At 59.5% G+C, this 24,537-nt stretch carries 25 protein-coding genes; 10 read left to right on the top strand and 15 right to left on the bottom strand.

Annotation, left to right across the window (positions count from 1 at the left end):
• Positions 1-56 precede the first annotated feature (56 nt).
• The 6 genes from msrQ to K0F88_RS19430 all read right to left on the bottom strand — a co-directional run bounded on the left by msrQ (position 57) and on the right by K0F88_RS19430 (position 6,040).
• A complete protein-coding gene (msrQ, locus tag K0F88_RS19455) occupies positions 57-677 on the bottom strand; it encodes a protein-methionine-sulfoxide reductase heme-binding subunit MsrQ (RefSeq protein WP_219096119.1) in 621 nt (206 codons plus the stop codon).
• Positions 677-1,690: a protein-methionine-sulfoxide reductase catalytic subunit MsrP gene (gene msrP, locus K0F88_RS19450; RefSeq protein WP_219096118.1), complete on the bottom strand. Its 1,014-nt coding sequence runs from the start codon at positions 1,688-1,690 to the stop codon at positions 677-679. The genes msrQ and msrP overlap by 1 nt, the downstream gene beginning before the upstream one ends.
• A 63-nt stretch (positions 1,691-1,753) precedes the next feature.
• Positions 1,754-2,611, bottom strand: coding sequence for a CDP-diacylglycerol--serine O-phosphatidyltransferase (pssA, locus tag K0F88_RS19445; protein WP_010467638.1), 858 nt, complete (start codon positions 2,609-2,611; stop codon positions 1,754-1,756).
• A 145-nt stretch (positions 2,612-2,756) separates the two neighbouring features.
• Positions 2,757-3,773 carry a ketol-acid reductoisomerase gene (gene ilvC / locus K0F88_RS19440; protein ID WP_007948647.1) on the bottom strand — a complete coding sequence of 339 codons (1,017 nt, stop codon included), beginning with the start codon at positions 3,771-3,773 and terminating at the stop codon, positions 2,757-2,759.
• A gap of 48 nt (positions 3,774-3,821) precedes the next feature.
• Positions 3,822-4,313: an acetolactate synthase small subunit gene (gene ilvN, locus K0F88_RS19435; RefSeq protein ID WP_003205610.1), complete on the bottom strand. Its 492-nt coding sequence runs from the start codon at positions 4,311-4,313 to the stop codon at positions 3,822-3,824.
• A gap of 2 nt (positions 4,314-4,315) precedes the next feature.
• Positions 4,316-6,040: an acetolactate synthase 3 large subunit gene (locus K0F88_RS19430; protein WP_010467631.1), complete on the bottom strand. Its 1,725-nt coding sequence runs from the start codon at positions 6,038-6,040 to the stop codon at positions 4,316-4,318.
• Positions 6,041-6,439: 399 nt separating this feature from the next.
• Between K0F88_RS19430 and K0F88_RS19425 the strand changes: the two genes are divergently transcribed.
• Positions 6,440-6,853 (top strand): DUF4124 domain-containing protein, encoded by a 414-nt coding sequence (locus K0F88_RS19425; protein WP_094470630.1) that lies wholly within the window; start codon positions 6,440-6,442, stop codon positions 6,851-6,853.
• Positions 6,854-6,871: 18 nt separating this feature from the next.
• Here the strand turns inward: K0F88_RS19425 and K0F88_RS19420 are convergent, their stop codons facing one another.
• Genes K0F88_RS19420 through mrcB form a run of 3 tightly spaced genes read right to left on the bottom strand, consistent with a single transcriptional unit; the run spans position 6,872 to position 10,282 of the window.
• Entirely contained in the window at positions 6,872-7,207 is a 336-nt protein-coding gene (locus K0F88_RS19420; protein WP_094470629.1) for a YqcC family protein, read from the bottom strand.
• A complete protein-coding gene (locus K0F88_RS19415; RefSeq protein ID WP_094470628.1) occupies positions 7,207-7,941 on the bottom strand; it encodes a tetratricopeptide repeat protein in 735 nt (244 codons plus the stop codon). The genes K0F88_RS19420 and K0F88_RS19415 overlap by 1 nt, the downstream gene beginning before the upstream one ends.
• Positions 7,942-7,957: 16 nt before the next feature.
• Positions 7,958-10,282, bottom strand: coding sequence for a penicillin-binding protein 1B (mrcB, locus tag K0F88_RS19410; RefSeq protein WP_219096117.1), 2,325 nt, complete (start codon positions 10,280-10,282; stop codon positions 7,958-7,960).
• Between the two features lie 118 nt (positions 10,283-10,400).
• Here mrcB and K0F88_RS19405 point away from each other — a divergent pair, with 118 nt between their 5' ends.
• The 3 genes from K0F88_RS19405 (at position 10,401) to K0F88_RS19395 (ending at position 12,910) form a co-directional block, all read left to right on the top strand.
• The gene (locus K0F88_RS19405; protein WP_219096116.1) at positions 10,401-11,957 is read left to right on the top strand and encodes a bifunctional aminoglycoside phosphotransferase/ATP-binding protein; all 1,557 of its coding nucleotides are present in this window, start codon (positions 10,401-10,403) and stop codon (positions 11,955-11,957) included.
• A 90-nt stretch (positions 11,958-12,047) separates the two neighbouring features.
• Positions 12,048-12,392 carry a pentapeptide repeat-containing protein gene (locus tag K0F88_RS19400; protein WP_010467624.1) on the top strand — a complete coding sequence of 115 codons (345 nt, stop codon included), beginning with the start codon at positions 12,048-12,050 and terminating at the stop codon, positions 12,390-12,392.
• Between the two features lie 245 nt (positions 12,393-12,637).
• Positions 12,638-12,910, top strand: a complete 273-nt coding sequence (locus tag K0F88_RS19395; protein WP_010467623.1) for a TfoX/Sxy family protein — start codon at positions 12,638-12,640, stop codon at positions 12,908-12,910.
• A 266-nt stretch (positions 12,911-13,176) separates the two neighbouring features.
• On the opposite strand, the gene K0F88_RS19390 is transcribed toward K0F88_RS19395, so the two are convergent.
• From K0F88_RS19390 to K0F88_RS19375, 4 genes are read right to left on the bottom strand one after another with little or no spacing between them, the layout of a single operon-like run.
• Complete coding sequence (locus K0F88_RS19390) at positions 13,177-14,028, bottom strand: ChaN family lipoprotein (protein WP_094470625.1); 852 nt, start codon at positions 14,026-14,028, stop codon at positions 13,177-13,179.
• Positions 14,029-14,047: 19 nt separating this feature from the next.
• Entirely contained in the window at positions 14,048-14,815 is a 768-nt protein-coding gene (locus tag K0F88_RS19385; RefSeq protein ID WP_094470624.1) for a heme ABC transporter ATP-binding protein, read from the bottom strand.
• On the bottom strand, positions 14,815-15,852 hold the full coding sequence (locus K0F88_RS19380; RefSeq protein ID WP_094470623.1) for an iron ABC transporter permease: 1,038 nt from the start codon (positions 15,850-15,852) through the stop codon (positions 14,815-14,817). Before K0F88_RS19380 ends, K0F88_RS19385 begins: the two co-directional genes overlap by 1 nt.
• On the bottom strand, positions 15,849-16,721 hold the full coding sequence (locus K0F88_RS19375) for a hemin ABC transporter substrate-binding protein (protein ID WP_094470622.1): 873 nt from the start codon (positions 16,719-16,721) through the stop codon (positions 15,849-15,851). The genes K0F88_RS19380 and K0F88_RS19375 overlap by 4 nt, the downstream gene beginning before the upstream one ends.
• 165 nt (positions 16,722-16,886) lie before the next feature.
• Here K0F88_RS19375 and K0F88_RS19370 point away from each other — a divergent pair, with 165 nt between their 5' ends.
• Positions 16,887-17,204 carry a Rieske (2Fe-2S) protein gene (locus K0F88_RS19370; protein WP_219096115.1) on the top strand — a complete coding sequence of 106 codons (318 nt, stop codon included), beginning with the start codon at positions 16,887-16,889 and terminating at the stop codon, positions 17,202-17,204.
• On the opposite strand, the gene sfsA is transcribed toward K0F88_RS19370, so the two are convergent.
• Both sfsA and K0F88_RS19360 read right to left on the bottom strand, forming a co-directional pair.
• A complete protein-coding gene (sfsA, locus tag K0F88_RS19365) occupies positions 17,201-17,914 on the bottom strand; it encodes a DNA/RNA nuclease SfsA (RefSeq protein WP_219096114.1) in 714 nt (237 codons plus the stop codon). The two genes, K0F88_RS19370 and sfsA, sit on opposite strands and share 4 nt — an antisense overlap.
• The gene (locus K0F88_RS19360) at positions 17,914-19,086 is read right to left on the bottom strand and encodes a pyridoxal phosphate-dependent aminotransferase (protein ID WP_219096113.1); all 1,173 of its coding nucleotides are present in this window, start codon (positions 19,084-19,086) and stop codon (positions 17,914-17,916) included. Before K0F88_RS19360 ends, sfsA begins: the two co-directional genes overlap by 1 nt.
• Before the next feature lie 334 nt (positions 19,087-19,420).
• Between K0F88_RS19360 and dksA the strand changes: the two genes are divergently transcribed.
• The 5 genes from dksA to K0F88_RS32480 form a co-directional block, all read left to right on the top strand.
• The gene (gene dksA, locus K0F88_RS19355; RefSeq protein ID WP_007902025.1) at positions 19,421-19,861 is read left to right on the top strand and encodes an RNA polymerase-binding protein DksA; all 441 of its coding nucleotides are present in this window, start codon (positions 19,421-19,423) and stop codon (positions 19,859-19,861) included.
• Positions 19,862-20,025: 164 nt separating this feature from the next.
• Complete coding sequence (gene gluQRS, locus K0F88_RS19350; RefSeq protein ID WP_219096112.1) at positions 20,026-20,922, top strand: tRNA glutamyl-Q(34) synthetase GluQRS; 897 nt, start codon at positions 20,026-20,028, stop codon at positions 20,920-20,922.
• Between the two features lie 77 nt (positions 20,923-20,999).
• Positions 21,000-21,176, top strand: a complete 177-nt coding sequence (locus tag K0F88_RS19345) for a hypothetical protein (protein WP_003176118.1) — start codon at positions 21,000-21,002, stop codon at positions 21,174-21,176.
• Entirely contained in the window at positions 21,160-24,114 is a 2,955-nt protein-coding gene (locus K0F88_RS19340; protein ID WP_219096111.1) for a sensor histidine kinase, read from the top strand. The genes K0F88_RS19345 and K0F88_RS19340 overlap by 17 nt, the downstream gene beginning before the upstream one ends.
• A gap of 22 nt (positions 24,115-24,136) precedes the next feature.
• The coding region (locus K0F88_RS32480) for a response regulator (RefSeq protein ID WP_257605299.1) at positions 24,137-24,537 on the top strand (401 nt) is incomplete at its 3' end.

Here is a 24,537-nt window from a genome sequence, read left to right as displayed (position 1 = left end):
ACTACGCCGGAAGTGGGGCGAATTATAGACTTCCAGAATCTGCCGTCAACACCTATTTATGCTTTTCTTGCAGAAGGTGCCTTTTTGGCTATTAAACGCGGAAGTCGACGGGCCACAGGCGGGATGCGCAACACTAATAGCAGCGCACCTATAGAAGCATAGATAGCCCATTCCTTAAGATCGGCACGAACGATCCACAACATATGCAGCAATCCAAGCCCGAGAATGACATACGCCAACCGATGCAGCTTCTTCCAACGAACACCCAGCCGTCGCTGACTGTAACGATTAGAAGTCACCGCCAATGCCAATAAACAGAGAAACCCCAACGTCCCGACAATGATGTACGGCCGTTTGCGCAACTCGACACCCAGCTGAGACCAATCAAATCCAAGAATGAACGCCGTGTAGCCGCTCAGATGCAGAACCACATAAGCGAAACACCACAACCCCAGCTGTCGGCGCACAGCAATCCACCCCGCCCAACCGGTGAGCTTCTGCAGAGGCGTCATGCTTAACGTTATCAGCAGCAGGATAAGTGTCCCCAGCCCCAGACGATCAACCAGCACCTTGCCCGGATCAGGACCTAAAACATCCTGCCAGGCCTGATACAACCAAAACAGCGGCCAGACCGCAGCCGCTATAAAGACGCTAATTCGCCAAAACGGATAACGCATCAGTAGTTCTTCCGCAGATCGAGCCCTGTATAGAGAGAAGCGACTTCATCCGAGTAGCCGTTGAACATTTGCGTGTCCCGAACATTGGGCTTGAACAGGCCGCTCGGCAAACGACGCTCCCGCGCCTGGGTCCAGCGCGGGTGATCGACTGTCGGGTTCACGTTGGCGTAGAAGCCGTATTCATCCGCGGCAATGCTCTGCCAAGTGGTTTTTGGTTGTTCGCTGACCAGACTGATCCGCACGATGGATTTGACGCTCTTGAAGCCGTACTTCCAGGGCACCACCAAACGCAATGGCGCCCCGTTCTGATTCGGCAGTTCACGCCCATACATGCCCACCGCAAGAATGGCCAACGGATTCATCGCCTCATCCAGGCGCAAACCCTCTACATAGGGCCACTCGATCAAGGCAAAACCAGAGCGCTGCCCAGGCATGCTCTTGGGATCCTGCAGCGTTTCGAAGCGGATGAACTTGGCCTTCGCTGTCGGCTCGACCTGCTTCAGCAACGCCGAGAGCGGAAAACCAATCCAGGGAATAACCATCGACCAGGCCTCAACACAGCGAAGACGATAAATCCGCTCCTCCAGCTGATAAGGCTTCATGAAATCTTCCAGCGCATACCGCCCCGGCTTACCCACCTCTCCATCCACCACCACGGTCCAAGGCTCAGTCTTCAGCGAGCCGCCATTGGCGGCAGGGTCGCCTTTATCAGTGCCGAACTCGTAGAAGTTGTTGTAGTGGGTCGCATCCTTGAAGGGCGTGATCGCCTCATCCTTGACGTTGACTGCCCCCCATTTAGTAGAAGGAAGCTTTTCGGCAAACCAGGAAGGCGCCTTCCCAGGTTCGACATCTGCGTAACGAGCGGCTTCGTCAGCACTGGCCCAGCGCGGCAGACTGCTCACCGCCAGACCGGCAACGGCTGCACCCAGCAAATTGCGTCGAGAAAGGTAGAAGGATTCAGGCGTGACATCCGACTCATGGCAGTCAGACGCTTTGGGGACTTTGATCAGCATGGCAACTCCGCAGCATTGGAGGACAGATGCACCAATAGACTGCGGAGTATGAGGGAAATTACATCACTCGGCGTTTTTGTGCCGACGAAGATGCAACAGGTATTGCACCGGACCAGACGCCGCGTAAGCGAGGAAAACCAGCAGCAGAATGCGCGGCGGATCACTGAAGACCACGGCAAACACCAGCACTACCGCGAGGATCGCGACAAAAGGTACGCGCCCCTTCAAGTCCAGCTCCTTGAAGCTGTTGTACTTGATGTTGCTGACCATCAGCATGCCGGCGGCGGCCACCATCAGCGCAACCAGGAACGACATCTTGGACCCCTGAATGCCGTAATCGCTGAACGCCCAGACAATCCCCGCGACAACTCCCGCAGCAGCCGGACTGGCCAGACCGATGAAGTAGCGTTTATCCGCAGTGCCGACTTGCGTATTGAAGCGCGCCAGGCGCAACGCTGCACCCGCGACATAGATGAAGGCAACCATCCAGCCGACCTTGCCCATGTCGCCCAAGGCCCAGCCAAACGCCAGCAATGCCGGCGCGACACCAAAGGCGACCATGTCCGACAGCGAATCGTACTCGGCGCCGAAGGCACTCTGGGTATTGGTCATGCGGGCAACGCGGCCATCAAGGCCGTCGAGCACCATAGCGACGAAAATCGCAATCGCGGCAAACGCGAAATACTTGCTCGCGCCAATTGAATCACCGGCACTCAAGGCACTCTGGGCGCTCATCGAACTGATGATGGAATAAAACCCTGCGAACAGGTTCGCGGTGGTGAACAGATTCGGCAGAAGATAGATACCACGATGCCGGACTTTACGACCTTCAGCGTCATGCCCTTCTTCGATGTGTTCATCGATGGGCAGCAGGCTTTCGGCGTCAGAAGCCTTGTTTGGCTCTTCGGGACGTTCGCTCATGGACATTACCTTGCAACGGGGTGGAAAGTTTCGACAGGTGTCTGGGACGACGGTTCGGCCGCAAACGATGCAGCTTTATACCAGAACCGGTCACCCAAACGAAAAAACGCGGCCTAAGCCGCGTTTTTTTGTACAAGTGCGCGACTTAGTTTTTAGCTTTGTCGACGATCTTGTTGGCACCGATCCACGGCATCATGGAGCGCAGTTGCTCGCCGATGATTTCGATACCGTGAGCGGCGTTGTTACGACGCTTGGCGGTCATCGAAGGATAGCCGGTCGCGCCTTCGCTGATGAACATCTTGGCGTATTCGCCGTCCTGAATACGTTTCAGGGCGTTGCGCATGGCTTGACGGGACTCGGCGTTGATCACTTCCGGACCGGTCACGTACTCGCCGTATTCAGCGTTGTTGGAGATCGAGTAGTTCATGTTGGCGATACCGCCTTCGTACATGAGGTCAACGATCAGCTTCAGTTCGTGCAGGCATTCGAAGTAGGCCATTTCCGGCGCGTAGCCAGCTTCAACCAGGGTTTCGAAACCGGCTTTGACCAGCTCAACGGTACCGCCGCACAGCACGGCTTGTTCGCCGAACAGGTCGGTTTCGGTCTCGTCCTTGAAGGTGGTTTCGATGATGCCGGTACGACCGCCACCGACGCCTGCGGCGTAGGACAGTGCAACGTTTTTAGCGTTGCCCGAAGCATCCTGATAGATAGCGATCAGGTCAGGGATACCGCCGCCTTTGACGAACTCGGAACGCACGGTGTGGCCCGGTGCTTTCGGCGCGATCATGATCACGTCGAGGTCAGCGCGCGGAACAACCTGGTTGTAGTGGATCGCGAAGCCGTGGGAGAAGGCCAGGGTGGCGCCTTTCTTGATGTTCGGCTCGATTTCGTTCTTGTACAGGGCAGACTGGAACTCGTCCGGGGTCAGGATCATGACCAGGTCGGCAGCCGCAACAGCGGAAGCAACGTCGGTCACTTTCAGGCCGTGAGCTTCGGCTTTGGCAACAGTGGCCGAACCTTTGCGCAGACCGACAGTTACGTCAACGCCGGAGTCTTTCAGGTTGCACGCTTGAGCGTGGCCCTGGGAACCGTAACCGATGATGGCAACTTTCTTGCCCTGGATGATCGACAGGTCGCAGTCTTTTTCGTAATAAACTTTCATGAAATTCCCCTATATATCCAGGCCGTTCAGGCCGTTCGCTAATTTGGTTTAGATGCTGAGTACTTTGTCGCCGCGAGCGATACCGGTTACGCCGCTACGGACGGTTTCCAGGATCGAGGCGGTGCCGATGGACTGAATGAAGCTGTCGAGCTTGTCGCTGGTACCGGTCAGTTGAACGGTATACACGCTGGCGCTGACATCGACGATCTGCCCACGGTAAATATCGGTAGTGCGCTTGATCTCGGCGCGCTGGGCGCCGGTGGCCTTGACCTTGACCAGCATCAGTTCGCGCTCGATGTGAGCACTTTCCGACAGGTCGACCAGTTTGACCACTTCGATCAGCTTGTTCAGGTTCTTGGTGATCTGCTCGATGATTTCATCGTGACCGACAGTGGTCAGCGTCAGACGCGACAAGGTCGGGTCTTCGGTAGGGGCCACGGTCAGGCTTTCGATGTTGTAGTTGCGCTGCGAGAACAGGCCGACTACACGAGACAGAGCGCCGGGTTCGTTTTCCAGAAGCAGGGAAATAATATGTCGCATGATTAAGTACGCTCCGTCTTGCTCAGCCACATATCGCGCATGGAGCCGTCTTTGATCTGCATCGGGTAGACGTGCTCAGCGGCGTCGACCTTGATGTCGATGAACACCAGACGATCCTTCATCGCGAAGGCTTGCTCCATCATCGGCTTCAAATCCTTCAAGTCCGTGATGCGCATGCCGACGTGACCGTAGGCTTCAGCCAACTTGACGAAGTCCGGCAACGATTCCATGTAGGAGTGCGAGTGACGCGCACCGTAGCTCATGTCCTGCCACTGACGGACCATGCCGAGCACGCCGTTGTTGAGCAGGATGATCTTTACCGGCAGGTCATGTTGCAGGCAAGTGGACAGCTCCTGGATGTTCATCTGGATGCTGCCTTCACCGGTCACGCAAGCCACGTCCGCTTCCGGGAAGCTCAGTTTCACGCCCATTGCTGCCGGGAAACCGAAGCCCATCGTGCCCAGGCCGCCGGAGTTGATCCAGCGATTAGGCTTGTTGAAGCGGTAGTACTGAGCCGCGAACATCTGGTGCTGACCCACGTCGGACGCAATGTAGGCATCGCCCTTGGTCACTTCGTGCAGGGTTTCGATAACGGTTTGCGGCTTGATGATGCTGCCGTCCCCTTTGTTGTAAGGGAACATGTCGCGATCACCGCGCCACTCTTCAACCTGTTTCCACCAGGCAGCCACCGAGTCCTTGTTCGGGGTCTCGCCGATTTCTTTGAAGGTAGCGACCATTTCGGTCAGTACGCTTTCCACCGGGCCTACGATAGGAACGTCGGCCTTGATGGTTTTGGAGATCGAAGCCGGGTCGATGTCGATGTGGATGATCTTGGCGCTTGGGCAGAACTTCGATGCACCGTTGATAACACGGTCATCGAAACGCGCGCCCACGGCCATGATCACGTCCGCATGGTGCATCGCCAGGTTGGCGGTGTAGCTGCCGTGCATACCGAGCATGCCGAGGAACTGACGGTCGCTGCCCGGATAGGCGCCGAGGCCCATCAAGGTATTGGTGACCGGCACGTTCAGCAGTTGCGCCAGTTCGGTCAACGGCGCGGAGCCGTTGCCCAGAATGACGCCGCCGCCGGCATAGATGATCGGCCGCTTGGCCGCCAACAGCATTTCCACCGCTTTGCGGATCTGGCCCGAGTGGCCACGAACCGCCGGGCTGTAGGAGCGCAGCTTGGCTTTTTTCGGGAAGATGTATTCGAACTTCTCGGCCGGGTTGGTCATGTCTTTCGGGATGTCGACAACGACAGGACCAGGACGACCGGATTGCGCGAGGTAGAACGCCTTTTTCATGATCTCCGGGATTTCCGAAGCATGCTTGATCATGAAACTGTGTTTCACGATCGGCCGGGAGATACCGATCATGTCGGTTTCCTGGAAGGCATCGGTACCGACCATGGTGCTAGGCACCTGGGCGGTCAGGATCACCATCGGAATCGAGTCCATGTACGCCGTAGCAATACCGGTAATGACGTTGGTCGCGCCGGGACCGGAGGTCACCAGTACGACGCCGGCCTTGCCGGTGGCGCGCGCATAGCCATCCGCCATGTGAGTGGCAGCCTGCTCATGACGAACGAGAATATGTTGAACGGCTGGTTCTTTGAACAGCGCGTCATAGATATGCAATGCGGCACCACCTGGGTACCCATAGATATATTTAACGCCTTCGTCACGCAAAAAGCGGACGAGCATCTCACCGCCAGATAAAAGCTCCACGTTGTTCACCTCTAAAACGCCAGAATACCGCCCACATAAACGGGGACGGGTCTTAATAGGTTTACTTCTCAGCAGAGCATGAGCGACGGTGGTCGCCGACTACGTCAGCACTGACTGAGCAAGTATTGGGATCGTCCCAAGTGTTGCGGGCCTTTCCCACCCAGCGCGAGGTAACGCGTTGCGGGTGTAACAGGTCGGCGCGGATGTGCGCCTCATGATCTGCTGAGTGGGCCTGCTTCTGGCAGTCCCTCTACAGCGGACTTTGGATTCTTCTGTTTCGTCCTCTGCAAGTCAAGCCGTCTATGTGCTTTATTGAAGTAAGCACATGAGAAAGCAAGAAAAAACCGCTAAACCGCAACTGTGTTAGCTTCAATTGCGCAACTCTGGCAAGGAAATGGCATGCGAACGTTCTTCATGGTCACTTTGCTGATCAGCCCATTGTGTGTGGCCGGTCAGATCTATAAATGGGTCGACGCCCAAGGCGTGACCCACTTCGACGCGCAACCGCCGCAAGGCCAGGAGGCCACCACCGTGGTGACGCCCTCCCCGCCTGCCGGCAAACCCGCTGCACCAACGCGCAGCACGGCGATTGGCGATCAACAGGCCATCGACAACACAGTGAAAAAGCAGGTCGCCGAGCAGCAAGCCCAGCTAAAGGTGTTCTGCGAGCAGGCGCGAACAAACCTGGCCCAGCTGCAGAACAATCCGCGATTGCGCGAGGAAGTCGACGGTGAGATGCGCCGTCTCAATGACGAGCAGCGTCAGGAACGCATTACCGAAGCACAAAAACAGATTGGGGATAACTGCCAGTAGGCACTGGCAGTATCCGGTTCAGCGAGAGGCGGTGATCAGTAGGTCGAACTCTTTGAGCAAGACCTGCAAATAGCGATCCTTGCCCTGAACATTGCGGGCGGCGAAGACCATTTCGGCCATCTCCTGAATCCCTGATGCGTTGGGCAGCGGCAAATCCTGTTCGAGGATGACCTTCATCTTCGGCAGGAAGATCCATTGCAGCCACTGCTCGAAATCCAGCGTATCGACCGAAAAAGGTTCGACGCTGGATAACGCTTCAGCGGAGGGCGCAACTTCATCCCACCATCCCTGAACCCGTAGCTCACGCTCGATCAACAGCAGTTGCTCGGCAATCTTGGGGAAGCGTGCATCCATCACGATACAACCTTGGCCTTCTGACGGGCCAGCGCCGCACCTGCGGAATCACCCTGTTTCTCACGCGCCTGGGCGATCAATTCCCACAGGCTGGCCTGAAGCGCCGGACGACCATTGGCGAACGTCAGGCCACGACGGGCGAACTGTTCAGCCTGTGGTGCATCGCCTTGGGCCATGCGCACCTGAGCCAGACGATAAAGCACTTGCGGCTCACGCGGTGCAACACGCTGGGCACGCTCGAGACTGGAGGATGCACCGTTGAGATCACCGCTGGCCTGTTGCTGTTGAGCGGTGGTCAACAATGCCAGTACCGGGCCATCCAGCTGTTCATCGGCAGACAAGCCGCCGGAGCTCGCCGAAGGAATCCCGCTCGGCGTCGACGGCATGCTGTAGCTGCCCTGATTGATCGGTGCCGACTGTACCGGCGAGGTGTCGATCGGCCCCGGGGTAATCGGGCCAGGCGTAATCGGACCGGTGCTGATCGGTGCCGAGGCCACTGCTCCGCCACCCGGCACCATCACGACGACACCCGTGTCGCCTTGTGGAATCGCCTGAGCCTGGGCTTGCACAGGACGTTTAGTCGTCGTCTGACGGAAACCGCCATTTGCCGACACTCGCTCACTGTTGGAGACAGCACTGCCAGAGTCCACAACCGGAATCGAACCGCGTTGTACGGAGGAACAACCGCTGAGCAAAGCCACGGCGGTAACCGCTGGAATCAACCACTTGTTCACTTGAAACCCTCTTTGCTTAATTCATCCAGCCCTTGACCCAATCCATCACCGTTTCGCCGGATGCGGGACTGTCGCCACCGCAAGCAGCGCCGGGAGGCGGTTCGCTGCCGCGAATATACGGCATCTGCACGGCACCTGGGCAGCTGCCTTCGGAACCTTGCCCGGTCCGCGAATCGACCCAGGCCTGAACAATATTGTCCGGCTGCGGCATGTCCAGCGGCAGCGGATCGGCCTTGCGCATGAAACTGGTCCAGACCTGCAGCGCACCGGTTGCACCGGTGAACGGCGTCTTGCCGTTGTCATCGCGACCCAGCCACACCACCGCCAGCAAATCCTGGCTGAAACCGGCGAACCAGCTGTCTCGCGAGTCGTTACTGGTGCCGGTTTTACCCGCCAAAGTCAGGGTTTTCGGCAGCACGTTATAAACCGAACTGCCCGTACCTTCACGCATGACTCGTTGCATGGCGCTCTGGATCAGGTAAATGGAGGCTGGGTCGAAACGCTGCTCAATCTGGAACGGATAACGCTTGAGCGGCTCGCCTTCGGCGGTCAGTACGCTACGAATCCCACGCATCGGCGTATTGAAACCACCGTTGGCCAGCGTCTGGTACATGGTCGCCACTTCGATCGGCGTCAAACCACCGGCCCCCAGCAACATCGAAGGGAACGCCGGGAACTCGCGACTGACACCCAGGCGTGCCAATGTCTTCAGGACATTCGGCACGCCCACCGCCAACCCGAGACGCGCCGTCGACAGGTTGTAGGAATGGGCCAGGCCCTGGTACAGGAAAACCGTACCGTGGGAACGGCGATCGTAGTTCTGGGGTTTCCAGACCTGACCGTCCGCGCCTTTGACCGAGAAGGATTCGTCCGACAGCCAACTGGTCAGCGTGTACTGGCTCGGTTTCTCAAGGGCTGTCAGATAAACCGCAGGCTTGATCAACGAACCGATCGGTCGCACCGCATCCAGCGCCCGGTTGAAGCCGGCAAAACTCGCCTGACGGCTGCCGATCATGGCCTGGACTTCACCGGTTTCCGGGTTGGTCACGACCATCGCCGCCTCAACCTCATCGGAACCCTTGCGTCCGGACAAGCGTTTAAAGGTGTCGTTGACCGACGCCTCGGCTTTCATCTGCAGGATCGGGTCGAAACTGGTGAAGATCCGCAGGCCTTCTTCGGTCAAGTCTTCGTCGCGATAGTCTTCGCGCAGCTGACGTTTAACCAGGTCGAGGAAGCCCGGGAATGAACTGTCCGCCAGCTTGCCGCGCGTCGTCACACCCAGTGGCATATTCTTCGCCGCTGCGACCTGCTCGGCGGTGGCGACGCCTTGCTGCTCAAGCACATCGAGCACCAGATTACGCCGCTCCAGCGCCCGCTCCGGGTTGCGACGCGGATTGTAATAGGACGGCCCCTTGACCATCCCCACCAGCAAGGCGACTTGATGCAGTTTCAGCTCGGACAATGGCTGCCCGAAAAAGAACTGGCTGGCCAGGCCGAAACCGTGCACCGCGCGCTGGCCATCCTGACCGACAAACACTTCATTGAGGTACGCCTCAAGAATTTCCCGTTTGTCGTAATGCAGCTCAAGCAGCATCGCCATCATGGCTTCGGTGAGTTTGCGGGTCAGGCTGCGTTCGCTGGTCAGGTAGAAATTCTTCACCAACTGCTGGGTCAGCGTACTGCCGCCCTGGGTCATCTTGCCGCCGGAGGTGTTGACCCACACGGCGCGGGCAATCGACTTGGGCGACACGCCCCAGTGGCTATAGAAATCCCGGTCTTCCACGGCGACCAGGGTTTCCAGCAGGTACGGCGGGACCTGATCGATTTTGATCAGAATGCGATCTTCGAGGTTTTTCGGGTAAATGCCGCCGATCAGCAGAGGCTCCAGGCGCACGACGGAAAGCTTCGAACCGTTGGTCGCCGAAAGGTCAGCCACGTAATCGCCGGAAAAACGCACGCGCACCGGCTGAGCCTTTTCCAGGCCTTCATAGAACTGGAAGCCACGGGTATTCAAGTCGACGGTGTTGCCGTTGACCGCAGCAGCGCCGGGGCCGTTGCTCACGGCTTCGCGGCGATAGCCCAAGGCATCGAGCTCGGTGAGGAAGTCTTCCTTGCTCAGTTTCTGACCAGTGAACAGTTCGAGCGGGCGCGCATACACCTTGGCCGGGATGGTCCAGCGCTTGCCGGAGAACTTCTCCTGGACCACGGCGTCGAGGTAAACCGCGAACCCGGCGAGCACCACGAGGCCGACCAGACTGAGTTTAAGGGCCCAGCCCAGCCAGGGGCTCAAGCCCCTGGAAGGTGGTTTTTTGGGGGTACGGGGGGATCGAGTACGAGTCATGGCGGCGGATTATACGCACTTTATTCATACTCAACAGGCGCCCTCCGAGGTTTGCGTCAGGCGGACTTGCAGCCATAATGGCGGCCGTGAATTTTCCCCAGACTCTGAAGGATCGCCTGTGAGCCAGTCCCTGATCGCCGCCCTGCAAAACCCGGCCCTCTACCCGCATCCTGTCGACGGGTTCCAGGTCATCGAGACCCATATTTCCTGGGTCATTCTCACCGGCCCCTTTGCTTATAAAGTGAAGAAGCCAGTGAATTTCGGCTTCCTCGACTTCACCAGCCTCGACGCTCGCGAGCATTTCTGCGGCGAAGAGCTGCGCCTTAACCAGCGCCTGACCAACGATTTGTATTTGGAAGTGTTGCCGATCACCGGCAGCGAAGCGGCGCCACAACTGGGCGGCGAAGGTCCGGTTGTCGATTTCGCGCTGAAAATGCGTCAATTCCCACAAAGCCAGTTGCTCAGCACCCTGCAAGCCAATGGCGAGTTGACCACCGCGCACATCGACGAGATGGCCGCACAGATCGCCCAATTCCACCTCACTGCACCCAAAGTGCCTGGCGAACACGAAGCCGGCACCCCGGACAGCGTGATGGCACCGGTACGCCAGAACTTCGAACAGATCCGCCCGTTCCTCAGCGACAAGGCCGATCTGCTGCAACTTGATGCGTTGCAAGCCTGGGCCGAAAGCAGCTTCGAACGCCTCAAGCCGCTGTTTGCCCAGCGTAAGGCTGAAGGCTTCATCCGCGAATGCCACGGCGACATCCACTTGGGCAACGCCACCGTGATCGACGGCAAGGTCGTAATCTTCGACTGCATCGAGTTCAACGAACCGTTCCGCTTCACCGACGTTTATGCCGACACCGGTTTCCTGGCCATGGACCTGGAAGATCGCGGCCTGAAAAGCCTGGCGCGCCGTTTCATCAGCCAGTACCTGGAACTGACCGGTGACTATCAGGGCCTTGAGCTGCTGAACTTCTATAAGGCCTACCGCGCACTGGTTCGCGCCAAGGTCAGCCTGTTCAGCATGCCGGCCGAGGCCGACCCGGTGCAGCGCGCCACCACCCTGCGTCAGTACCGCAACTACGCCAACCTGGCGGAAAGCTACAGCACCATTCCTTCGCGCTTCATGGCGATTACCCATGGCGTTTCCGCTGTCGGCAAGAGCCATGTCGCCATGCGCCTGGTGGAAGCGCTGGGCGCCATTCGCCTGCGTTCGGATGTTGAACGCAAGCGCCTGTTCGGCGAGCAAACCGTACCGAATGACCCGCAGGCCGGCATTTATAGTGCCGATGCGAGCGCCGCCACCTACAGCCGACTGCATGAGATTGCTGCGGTCATCCTGCGCGCCGGTTTCCCGGTGGTCATCGATGCGACTTACCTCAAGCGCGACCAGCGCGATGGCGCGGCGAAAATCGCCGAAGCCACCGGGGCACCGTTCCTGATCCTCGATTGCAATGCACCACAGGCAGTCATCGAGAGCTGGCTGGCCTTGCGTCAGGCAGACCAGAAGGATCCGTCCGACGCCAACCTCGCCGTTATCGCCGCCCAGCAAGCCAGCCGCGAAGCGCTGACGCCTGCCGAGATTCTTTGCAGCAAACGCGTCCAGACCAACGAAAGCGGGACGCTCGACACCGTTGTTGCGCAGATTCGCCAGCGAATGCCAGGCCTGTAAAAACTATTTCAGCCGTGAAGCCATCGCCGGCTTCACGGCTGCCAAATAGTGGCACTATACTGGCGTCATAAAACCATCAGGTGATGCGACATGAGCCAGCCGAAACTTCTCGACACCCCGCTTTATGCCTTGCTGCACAAAGACGACATCGCAGGCTTCAATGCCGAACGCGCCAGTCATGCCTCTGTCGACATGGTCGGCGGCGATTTCCGTGGCCTGGACCTGCGTGAACTGAACGCCGATGGCGTCGATTTCACCGACGCCTATTTTCGCTCCGCGGATTTGCGCGGCATCGACTTCCGCAACTCCTGCCTGGAAGGCGCGAGCCTGGCTCACGCACAGATCTCCGGCGCCTACTTTCCGCCAGAACTGAGTGCTGACGAGATCCTGATGTCGATGAATTTCGGTACTCGCCTGCGTTATCGCACCCGCTAAAAACGACGTTCTGCCTGACAAGTCCAGCGCCCCCGCTTCGCGCTGGGCGCTGGATTTTTTTTGTCGGGAAAGTTGATTCCTCCGCGCTTCCTCCTACTGCTCCCGCAGACCTTCACGCAGTTACTTGAGTCTTCCTCTTAGAAGCTTTTGCGTCGAAACCGACCAAACAATCACGCTTTTCCTACTGATGGCTACACTCCTGAGAGGCTCGCCCACGCACCGTTCGGCCGTCGCAAGGAGGCTTGATGAATGATGAACTGCAACACCTGAAGAATCTTGGCAAGACGTCGGCACAGTGGCTGCATGCCGTGGGCATCCACAGTGCGTCGGACTTGCGTCGCCTCGGGGCGGTGGATGCTTATCGAGCCGTGCGCACGCGCGGGTTCCGGGCGTCCAAGGTGTTGTTGTATGCGATCGAAGGCGCGCTGATGGATGTGCACTGGAACGACATACCAGCCGATCGCAAAGAAGCCTTGAACAAACAATTGGAAGCCATCTCGTCCCGCCATAAGAATTGAACAGGCGTGTTTCACCTCAGGATTACCACCTGGGGCCCAACGATTACGGGGCTTTCCCGCCAGAAGACAGGGGATTTCAAAGAAATCAAAAAACAGCGGTTGACTTGGTAATGAGAATCGCTATGATTATCACAACTGGTCGCGAGACTGGTCGATATTTGAAAAGCCCTTGGTTCGGACTCTCAGATATCTCCTCATCAGGCTAATCACGGTTATTTGACCCGGCTCTTGCCGGGTCTTTTTTTGTCTGTGGAAAAGTCGCCCGTTTACTTCCCGAACTGCTTACGCATTTGCGCACAGTAATCCTGAGCCGGCGTGGCAGCCGTGTACCAGACGTAATCAGCCATGGCCGACGTGACCTCACCACCCTGCTCCGCCAGCATCAACACCGCCGGTGCTTCAGGCTCGCCAAGATCGAGCACATGGATCGGCACGCCAACATCCTTGCGCGCATGGTAAGCGCCGGCAAACAGCAGCGAAGGCGTCGGTGCCGACAGCAAGCGCTCGGCCATCCGCCGATCACGTTGCTGCTGGACCGCCAGCATCGCGGGCATTTGCGAGGTGGGCAGCAGGCCGCAATGGGAGTCGTTGATCTGCGCCAGCAACTCATCCTTGACCGACGGAGCATTGGAAAGCCGACCGTTTAATGTCGGCGGCTTGGCATAAACGGTACGGACTTCAAGATTGTCCAGATTGGCCGCCAGCAGCGGGTAAGGTTGAGTCAGCACAAAACGCACAACCGGCCCGTACAGATTCCAGTCCCAACCCGACTGCCAGTTCAACGCACCGGGAAGATCCGCGGGCAACGTCGAGGCACGGCGAATGTCATCGACGCGCGGTTGTTGATCCGGCGTGAGCATTTCCAGCAGCAGACTGCCTTGGGGTCGACGTTCGCCCAACGCCTGTAGTAACCACAATTGCAGTTGATGGTGATCAGAATTGTCATGCTGCTCGCCGACGATCAGCCGCGAAGGCGTGGCCAGTCGCTCGACCAGCGCCTGGGGCGTCAGGACCTGGCCGTTGCGCAGGTCCTGAATCTCACCGACGACTGGAGGCGGTACCGAAACGTGCTGGCAGGCACTCAACAACACGACCGCCAGTAGCAAAATCCCTCGCATGCTTACCTCGATGTCATTCTCAGCGGGCGATGATCAGCGGATGACCACGTTCCGGATGCGCCTGCACCAGTACTTCCAGCCCGAACACCGCTTTGAGCGGTTCCGGGCGCAAGACTTGCTCTGGGGTATCCAGCGCCACCGGCCGCCCGCCTTCGAGCAGTAGAAGGCGATCACAATAGCGCGCCGCCAGATTCAGATCATGCAGGATCACCAGCACCGCCGCGCCATGATCGGCGAACTCGCGCACTGCTTGCAGGGTAGTGTGCTGGTGCAGCGGGTCGAGCATCGAGGTCGGCTCATCGAGCAACAGCGTCTGACCCGCTTCGCCCGGCCAGAGCTGCGCCAGCACCCGCGCCAGATGCACCCGCTGACGCTCGCCGCCGGACAGCGCCAGATAGCTGCGGCCACTCAGGTGTCCAGCATCGGCAGCGTGCAAGGCGGCGGCGACGATCTCGTCATCCCGCACCCGCCCGCTTTGATAAGGCAAACGGCCCATGCCGACCACTTCTTCGACACGGAAGGCGAAGTCCAGGGTCGACACCTGCGGCAAGACCGCCAGTCGTTGGGCTCGCTGTGCGCCGGTCCAATGACTCAACTCGCGCTGATCGAGCCAGACGCTGCCGTGGTCAGCCTTCAATTCGCCGCACAAGGCACCGAGCAAGGTGCTTTTGCCAGCACCGTTAGGGCCCAACACACCGAGGACTTCGCCTGGCTTGAGCTCAAGCGTGATGTCCGTCAGAACGATCTTTGAGCCTCGGCGGATTTGCAGACTCTGGGTTCGCAACATCAGGCACGCCCTCTGAGCAGTAAATACAGAAAGAACGGCGCACCGATGAAGGCCGTGACAATCCCGATCGGCAACTCTGCTGGCGCCAGGGCCAGCCGTGCGACCAGGTCGGCAAACAGCAGGAGACTGGCACCCGCCAGCACCGAGGCCGGCAACAACACCCGATGATCAGGACCGGCCAGCAGGCGCACCAGATGCGGCACCACCAGACCGACAAAGCCGATCATCCCCGCTGCCGCCACGGCCGCGCCAACCCCCAGTGCAGTGCAGAACACCAATTCGCGCTTGAGTCCTTCGACGTCGATGCCCAAGTGACCGGCCTCCGATTCGCCCAGCAGCAACGCATTCAAGGCCTTGGCCCGGCGCGGCAACCAGAGCGCCACACCGGCGCTCACCAGCAGCAACGGCCAGAGCCGCGAATAACTCGCGCCATTAAGGCTGCCCAGGTTCCAGAACGTGAGTGTGCGCAAGGTTGCATCGTCGGCCAGATAGGTGAACAAACCGACCGCTGAACCCGCCAGTGCAGTTAGCGCGATCCCGGCAAGGAGCATGGTTGCGACATTGGTCTGTCCATTACGGCGACCCAGTCGATACACCAGCGCCGTCACACCCAACCCGCCGAGAAATGCGCACACCGACAACAGATAAGGTCCGAACGATTCAGGCAGACCACCAAACACCGAACCACCGACAATCGCGATAGCGGCGCCCAGCGCAGCACCGCTGGACACCCCGACCAACCCCGGATCAGCCAGCGGGTTACGAAACAATCCCTGCATTGCCACGCCGGACAATGCCAGCACGCCACCCACCGCAAGGCCCAACAAGGTTCGAGGCAGGCGGATTTGCCCGAGGATCAACTCGGCCTGCTCCAGCCCATCGGGGGCAATGGGCAAACCGATCATGCGCAACGCCGCGCGCAGCGTATCGAATAAAGGCAGGCTGACCGGCCCCAGCGCCAACGACAACCAGATCGCCACTAAACACAGCAGGCTCAGGCCAATGAACAACGTACGGGGTTTAACCAGAACGGTCATTGGGCCGTATTACCGGGGAAGAAACCATCAGACAGCGTTTTCAACGCATCGGGCAACCGCGGCCCCAACCCACCCACCAACAAGGTCGGATCGAGCTCCATGACGCGCCCGTCCCTGGCCGCACGGGTCGAGGACAGGATCGGGTTTTCCTTGAACAGCGCCGCGCGCGCGGCATCGCCAGTCAGCGCTCGGTCAGCAAACACCAGCACGTCGGGGTCCAGGCTGACCAGCGACTCAACAGAAAAGGGCTTGTAGCCAGTATGCGTTGCCAGATTGTGCCCACCGGCCTGCTGGATCAGCCAATCGGCGGCGGTGTCTTTACCGGCGATGAGCGGTTTGCCGCCCGCATGGCCCAGCAGCAACAGCACGCCCGGCGATTTTTCCTTCAACTGCGCACGAGTGACCCGGACCTTCTGTTGATCGAGTTGCTGCTGGTAGGTTTGGAGCAACTGCGCAGCCCGGTCTTCAGCGCCGAGCAATTTGCCCAGATGCGCCAGGTTGCCCTGTAACGTCGGCAGATCGGGTTGGGCCGAGAACAGCTCGACCTGAACACCCGCACTACGAATCTGCGACAGCACCGGCGGCGGCCCCATTTCTTCGGTGCCGACCAGAATCTGCGGGCGTAAGCTCAAGATGCCCTCCGCCGACAGTTGCCGCTGATAACCGATGCTCGGCAGCGCCTTCAACGAGGCCGGATGCTGACTGGTGGTATCGACACCGACCAGTTTCGACTCACCGCCCAACGCACTCACCCATTCCGACAGAGCGCCGCCGGCACTGACCCAACGCTGTGGCAACTCGGCCGCTGCGGCGTGGTGGCTGGCGAGGAGTCCGACACACAGCGCAGCAACGCGGGTACTCAGGCGCATAAACAGCTTCCTTTTAAGTTTTCCCAGGCATCGAGATGACAGGCCAAGTATCCTCGGCATCCGGCACCTGCACCCCACGGGCGAAGCGGCCATTTGATAATTGTTTGCATTTGAACGTCAAGCTCGGACATATCCGGTCACGAGCCGCCGTAATTGAGGATAGACATGAAGTGGCTTTGCACAGGTGCCGAACTGGCTGACAACAGCAGTCGCGGATTCGACGTCGACAGTCAGAAACTTTTTGCCGTGCGCCGAGGCGGCCAAGTGTACGTCTACATCAATCGCTGCCCCCACCGGGGTGTCGGGCTGGAATGGAAACCCGACCAGTTTCTCGACCCCAGCAACAGCCTGATCCAGTGCGCCACCCACGGCGCACTGTTCCTGATCGAAGACGGCGAATGCGTCGCCGGCCCGTGCGCCGGGCAATCCCTAACCCCCGTTGCTTGCCGCGAAGACGAACAAGGAATCTGGATCAGTCTTTAACCGTTGAGCAACACATCCATACGCCGATCAACCACCATTTCTTCGTGGGTCAAGTGCACGCCATAGGCCAACACCTCAACCCCGCACGACACCGCCTCACGCAAGGCTGCGGCGTAGGCCGAATCGATCTCTTCTGCCGGACGCACGGCGTCGATGCCGGTGAGATTGACGCAATACAACTGCACCGCACGAATTCCGTCCCGAGCCAAATGCGCCAATTCGCGCAAATGCTTGGCCCCTCGCTGGGTCACTGCATCGGGAAATGCCGCCACCGAAGAACCATCGAAGCCCAAAGTGACGCTTTTGACTTCCACATAAGCCGGGCCGCTCGGGTAATCGAGGCGAAAATCGATGCGGCTGCTTTCCTGCCCGTAGGCCACTTCGCGTTTCAACTCGGTAAAACCGTTCAGTTCGGTAATCACGCCCGCCCGCAGCGCCTCTTCGATCAACCCGTTGGCCCGCCCGGTGTTCACGCAAAACAACCGCCCTTGCGGGGTTTCGCCGATTTCCCAGGTGCCGGGCAACTTGCGCTTGGGGTCGTTGGAGCGGCTGAACCAGACCTGCCCGCCCTCCACCTGGCAATTGAGCATCGAGCCGGTGTTCGGGCAGTGGATGGTCAGCAATTCGCCGCCAACGGTTTCGATATCGGCGAGAAAACGCTTGTAGCGACGGATCAGGCGACCTTCTTCGAGGGGAGGATGAAAACGCATCAGCCTTGCCAGCTCCGCAATCCACGCGCGATCCGTTCGACCGCTTCTTCAAGGCGCGGCAGGCTTTGGGTGTAGGCAAAACGCACATGATGCCCGGCCTGATAGCGTCCAAAGTCCAGGCCAGGGGTAATTGCCACATGCTCGGTTTCGAGGAAATGTCGGCAGAACGCGAAGGCATCACCGCCGAACTTGCTGATATCGGCGTACAAGTAGAACGCGCCTTCCGGCTCGACGGCGATCCCGAATCCCAGTTCTCGCAGGGCCGGCAACAGGAAATCCCGACGACGACCGAATTCGGCGCGGCGCTCTTCCAGAATGCTGATCGTGGCCGGTTCGAAGCAGGCCAGTGCGGCGTGCTGGGCCATGCTCGGGGCGCTGATGTAGAGGTTTTGCGCGAGTTTTTCCAGCTCACCGACTGCCGCTTCAGGGGCGACCAGCCATCCCAGCCGCCACCCGGTCATGCCGAAATACTTGGAAAAACTATTAAGGACGAAAGCGCTGTCATCGACTTCCAGCACACTGGCGGCATCGGTGCCATACGTCAGGCCATGGTAGATCTCGTCCACCACCAGATGACCGTGTCGTTCCTTGATCGCAACCGACAAGCCCGCCAGTTCGTCGCGGGTCAGGATGGTCCCGGTCGGGTTGGCGGGCGAGGCCACCAAGGCGCCGACGCTGTCTTGGTCCCAATGGCGCGCCACCAGGTCCGGCGTCAGCTGATAGCGCACGTCCGGGCCGACCGGCACCAGTTGCGCAGCGCCTTCAACCAACCGCAGGAAATGCCGGTTGCAGGGATAACCCGGGTCCGCCAGCAGCCAGTGTTTGCCCGGGTCGACGAGCAAGGCGCTGGCCAGTAACAGGGCGCCGGAACCGCCAGGCGTGATGAGGATTCGCTGCGGGTCGATGTTCAACCCGTAACGCTGCTGATAAAAGCCCGAAATGGCCTCACGCAACTCGGGAATACCACGCGCAGCGGTGTAACGGGTCTTCCCCGCCGTCAGTGCTGCCTGGCCGGCCTGGATGATCGGCTCGGCGGTGGTGAAGTCCGGCTCGCCGATTTCCAGGTGGATCACATCGTGACCCGCGGCTTGCAGTTCATTGGCCCGCGCCAGCAGCGCCATGACGTGGAAAGGTTCGATCGCGCGACTGCGGGCACTGTAGGACTGAGCCATTAGCCTTCCTTACAACGGAGAAAAAAATCGATTCTACCCAAGCGTTGGAACGAGCGAGAACCTAAAGCGGTCAGACGCGTTATAACCCTGGCCGTAAACGACTCAAGCGTGTACCTCAGGTTTGACTAAAATCAATAATTGATCAGGTCTCCAACGCCACCAGACAAGGCTTTGCAATCATTTGCAAGCCCTTCGGGCCACTACCTCGACATCCGGGAGTAGCGCGGTCTGATTTGATCTGGTAAGTTCGCCCGCTTGCAGCCGCAGGGCCGGCAGGTGTCGGTGATGGAGCAATCCTGCGCAATGGATTACAAGAGTAGAGGCGGTCCATTTCATGCCCACCCAAGCAAAGCAGCAAAACCAGTCGATCAGCGGCTTCGAACCCTACAAAGAAGTAAAGGGCGAGGAGTACATGGGCAAGCCCATGCGCGCTCACTTCACCAAGATCCTGAATAAGTGGAAACAGGACTTGATGCAGGAAGTCGACCGCACGGTTGATCACATGAAAGACGAAGCGGCCAACTTCCCTGACCCGGCCGACCGTGCCAGCCAGGAAGAAGAGTTCAGCCTTGAACTGCGTGCCCGCGACCGCGAGCGCAAGCTGATCAAGAAGATCGACAAGACGCTGCAACTGATCGAAGACGAAGAATATGGCTGGTGCGAGTCCTGCGGCGTCGAGATCGGCGTCAAGCGACTGGAAGCCCGCCCTACCGCCGACATGTGTGTTGACTGCAAGACCCTGGCGGAAATCAAGGAAAAGCAAGTCGGCAAGTAATGTCGCCTTGAACGAAGAACGGAGCGTGCGAACGCTCCGTTTTTGTTTCCGAAATTCATGATTTGTAGGAGCCGGCTTGCTGGCGATGGCGATTTCAAGAGCGCCATCGCCAGCAAGCCGGCTCCTACGGAGAACGCTGCGCCCACTCAAGTAACGTCGTGCCCATGACTGCCCTCAACAGCCCCGCCTACATCGGCCGTTTCGCCCCTACGCCCAGCGGCCACCTGCATTTCGGTTCGCTGGTCGCCGCACTGGCCTCGTACCTCGACGCGCGCGCGGTGGGCGGTCGCTGGTTGATGCGCATGGAAGACCTCGATCCGCCGCGGGAAGAACCCGGCGCCCAGGCCGCCATCCTGAGAGCTCTGGAAAGCTACGGTTTCGAGTGGGACGGCGAAATGGTCCGCCAAAGCGATCGTCACGACGCCTACGCCGAAGTCCTCAATCGCCTGTTCAATCACGGCCTCGCTTACGCCTGCACCTGCTCGCGCAAGCAATTGGAGCCGTATCACGGCATTTACCCGGGCCTGTGCCGCAATGCCGGCCATGGCACTGAAGGCGCCGCGATTCGAGTGCGTGTGCCCGAGCTGGACTACCACTTCATCGACCGCGTGCAAGGCGAGTTCCGCCAGCATTTGGGCCGGGAAGTCGGCGATTTCGTGATTCGCCGCCGCGACGGGCTCTACGCCTATCAACTGGCGGTGGTGCTGGACGATGCCTGGCAAGGCATCACCGATATCGTTCGTGGCGCGGACCTGCTGGATTCCACACCGCGCCAGCTCTACCTGCAAGAACTGCTGGGCCTGCGGCAACCGCGTTATCTGCACATCCCGCTGATTACCCAGCCCGATGGCAACAAACTGGGCAAATCCTACCGCTCGCCGCCGCTGACCGCCGAGCAGGCCACGCCTTTGTTGCTGCGTGCGTTGCGCGCACTCGGGCAAAACCCGGGCAAAGAACTGGCGTATGCGACACCGCGGGAAGTGCTGGATTGGGGCATCGTCCACTGGGATGCCTCATTAATCCCGCGCACACTCAACCTGCCCGAAGCGCAACTACAGTGATCACACTTGCAGTGGCGCGTCCATCCGTTACCATCGCCGCACGTTTTCGGGCACGCGCATAAAAAAGAGAGGCCGGGATGTACATCTATCGCTTGGTCCTGCTCCTGGTAGTGGGGATTTACCTGTTCTCCCCGGCCATCATGGATTGGTGGATCGACGCCACTGGCGCCTGGTATCGCCCTTATCTGCTCTGGCTGATTCTGATCGTCGTGACCTTCATCCTGCAGAGCCAAAAAGATGCCGATGAGCTTTAGCCTGACCCAGATGATCCTGATCAGCGCCGCATACCTGGCGGTGCTGTTCGGCGTCGCCTGGATCAGCGAACGGGGCATGATCCCCCGGGCGATCATTCGCCACCCGCTGACCTACACCCTGTCGCTGGGCGTGTATGCCAGCGCCTGGGCGTTTTACGGCACGGTGGGCCTGGCCTATCAGTACGGCTACGGTTTTCTGTCCAGTTACCTGGGTGTGTCCGGGGCGTTTTTGCTGGCGCCGGTCTTGCTGTACCCGATCCTGAAAATTACCCGCACCTATCAACTGTCGTCGCTGGCCGACTTGTTCGCGTTCCGTTTCCGCAGTACGTGGGCCGGGGCGCTGACCACGATTTTCATGCTGATCGGCGTGCTGCCACTGCTGGCGTTGCAGATTCAGGCGGTGGCCGACTCCATCGGCATCCTGACCCGCGAGCCGGTGCAGCATCGCGTGGCCCTGAGCTTTTGCGCGCTGATTACCCTGTTCACGATTTTCTTTGGCTCGCGTCACATCGCCACCCGCGAGAAACATGAAGGCCTGGTGTTCGCGATTGCCTTCGAGTCAGTGATCAAGCTGATCGCCATTGGCGGTGTCGGCCTCTATGCCCTGTATGGCGTGTTCGACGGCCCGCAACAGCTGGAACTGTGGCTGCTGCAAAACCAGACGGCCCTCGCCGCTTTGCATACGCCCTTGCAGGAAGGCCCGTGGCGCACGCTGCTGCTGGTGTTCTTCGCCTCGGCGATTGTGATGCCGCACATGTACCACATGACCTTTACCGAGAACCTCAACCCGCGCTCGCTGGTCAGCGCCAGCTGGGGTCTGCCACTGTTCCTGCTGTTGATGAGCCTGGCGGTGCCGCTGATTCTCTGGGCCGGACTGAAACTGGGTGCTACCACCAACCCGGAATATTTCACGCTGGGCATCGGCATCGCCGCCAACAGCAAAGCCCTGGCGTTGCTGGCGTATGTCGGCGGGTTGTCGGCAGCCAGCGGGCTGATCATCGTCACCACCCTGGCGCTGTCCGGGATGGCGCTGAACCATCTGGTGCTGCCGCTCTACCAACCGCCGGCCGAAGGCAACATCTATCGCTGGCTGAAGTGGACCCGCCGGGCGCTGATCGTTGCGATCATCATGGCCGGTTACGGTTTCTACCTGTTGCTCGGCGCCGAACAGGATCTGGCCAACCTCGGCATCGTCGCGTTTGTGGCCACGCTGCAATTTCTTCCGGGGGTCCTGTCGGTCCTGTATTGGCCAACCGCCAACCGCCGCGGCTTCATCGCCGGTTTGCTGGCGGGGATCCTGGTGTGGCTGGTGACCATGTTGTTGCCTCTGGTCGGCAACCTGCAGGGCTTCTACATTCCGCTGCTGAACATGATCTACGTGCTGGACGACACCAGTTGGCACATGGCCGCGATTGCGTCGCTGGCCGCCAACGTGCTGATGTTCACCCTGATCTCGCTGTTCACCAACGCCAGCCCCGAAGAGGCCAGCGCCGCCGAAGCCTGCGCCGTGGACAACGTGCGTCGCCCGCAACGCCGCGAACTGCACGCTGCCTCACCTCAGGAATTCGCCACGCAACTGGCCAAGCCCCTGGGCGCCAAGGCCGCGCAGAAAGAAGTCGAGCAAGCCCTGCGCGATCTCTATCTGCCGTTCGACGAGCGCCGGCCTTATGCCTTGCGCCGTTTGCGCGACCGGATCGAAGCCAACCTCTCCGGCCTGATGGGCCCGAGCGTGGCGCAGGACATGGTCGAGACCTTCCTGCCCTATAAGGCCGGTGGCGAAAACTATGTCACCGAAGACATCCACTTCATCGAAAGCCGCCTCGAGGACTATCACTCGCGCCTCACCGGCCTTGCCGCCGAACTCGATGCCCTGCGCCGCTATCACCGCCAGACCTTGCAGGAATTGCCGATGGGCGTTTGCTCGCTGGCAAAGGATCAGGAAATCCTCATGTGGAACAAAGCCATGGAGGAGTTGACCGGGATCGCGGCGCAACGCGTGGTCGGTTCGCGCCTGAGCACCATCGCCGATCCGTGGAAAGAACTGCTGCAAGGCTTCATCAATCTGCCGGACGAGCATTTACACAAGCAACACCTGGCCCTTGATGGCCAGACCCGCTGGCTGAACCTGCACAAAGCGGCAATTGATGAACCGCTCGCACCGGGTAACAGTGGCCTGGTCTTGCTGGTGGAAGACCTGACTGAAACCCAGATGCTCGAAGACAAACTGGTGCACTCCGAGCGCCTGGCCAGCATCGGGCGACTCGCGGCGGGTGTGGCCCATGAAATCGGCAACCCGATTACCGGCATCGCGTGCCTGGCGCAAAACCTGCGCGAAGAACGTGAAGACGATGGCGAGCTGAAGGAAATCAGCGGGCAGATCCTTGAGCAGACCAAACGCGTGTCACGCATCGTTCAGTCGCTGATGAGCTTCGCCCATGCCGGCAGTCACCAGCACAGCGACGAGCCCGTCTGTCTGGCTGAGGTGGCTCAGGATGCCATCGGTTTGCTGGCCCTGAACCGACGCAATTTCGAAGTGCAGTTTTACAACCTGTGCGATCCCGATCACTGGTGCGAAGGTGACCCGCAGCGACTCGCGCAAGTACTGATCAACCTGCTCTCAAACGCCCGTGACGCCTCGCCTCCCGGCAGTGCGGTGCGGGTCAAAAGCGAAGCCGGCGAACACACGGTCGACTTGATCGTGGAAGACGAAGGCAGCGGTATTCCGAAGAACATCATGGACAGATTGTTCGAACCTTTCTTCACCACCAAGGATCCTGGCGAAGGCACCGGTCTGGGCCTTGCACTGGTCTATTCCATCGTTGAAGAGCATTATGGACAAATCACCATCGACAGCCCGGCTGATGTACAAAGCCAACGCGGCACCCGTATCCGGGTGACTTTGCCGCGTCATGTCGAAGCGACGTCCGCTGTGAACTGAGACCGTCGAGAGTATCGAATCAATGCCGCACATTTTGATCGTCGAAGACGAAACAATTATCCGCTCCGCCTTGCGCCGCCTGCTGGAACGTAACCAGTACCAGGTCAGCGAAGCCGGTTCAGTGCAGGAAGCACAAGAACGCTTCACCATTCCCACGTTCGACCTGATCGTCAGCGACTTGCGTCTGCCGGGCGCTCCGGGCACCGAGTTGATCAAACTCGGCCAGGGCACTCCGGTGCTGATCATGACCAGCTACGCCAGCCTGCGTTCGGCCGTCGACTCGATGAAGATGGGCGCGGTGGATTACATCGCCAAGCCTTTCGACCACGACGAAATGCTCCAGGCCGTCGCCCGTATCCTGCGTGACCGCCAATCGCTGCCGGCCAATGGCGAGCCTGCCACCGGAAAAGCGGCCAATGGCGC

Origin of the sequence: Pseudomonas sp. UMAB-40, assembly GCF_900095275.1 — a bacterium.
In the GTDB taxonomy this organism is placed as follows: Bacteria; Pseudomonadota; Gammaproteobacteria; order Pseudomonadales; family Pseudomonadaceae; genus Aquipseudomonas; species Aquipseudomonas mandelii_B.
The sequence above is the reverse complement of the archived record's forward strand: the minus strand, read 5'-3'. Positions and strand labels throughout refer to the sequence as shown.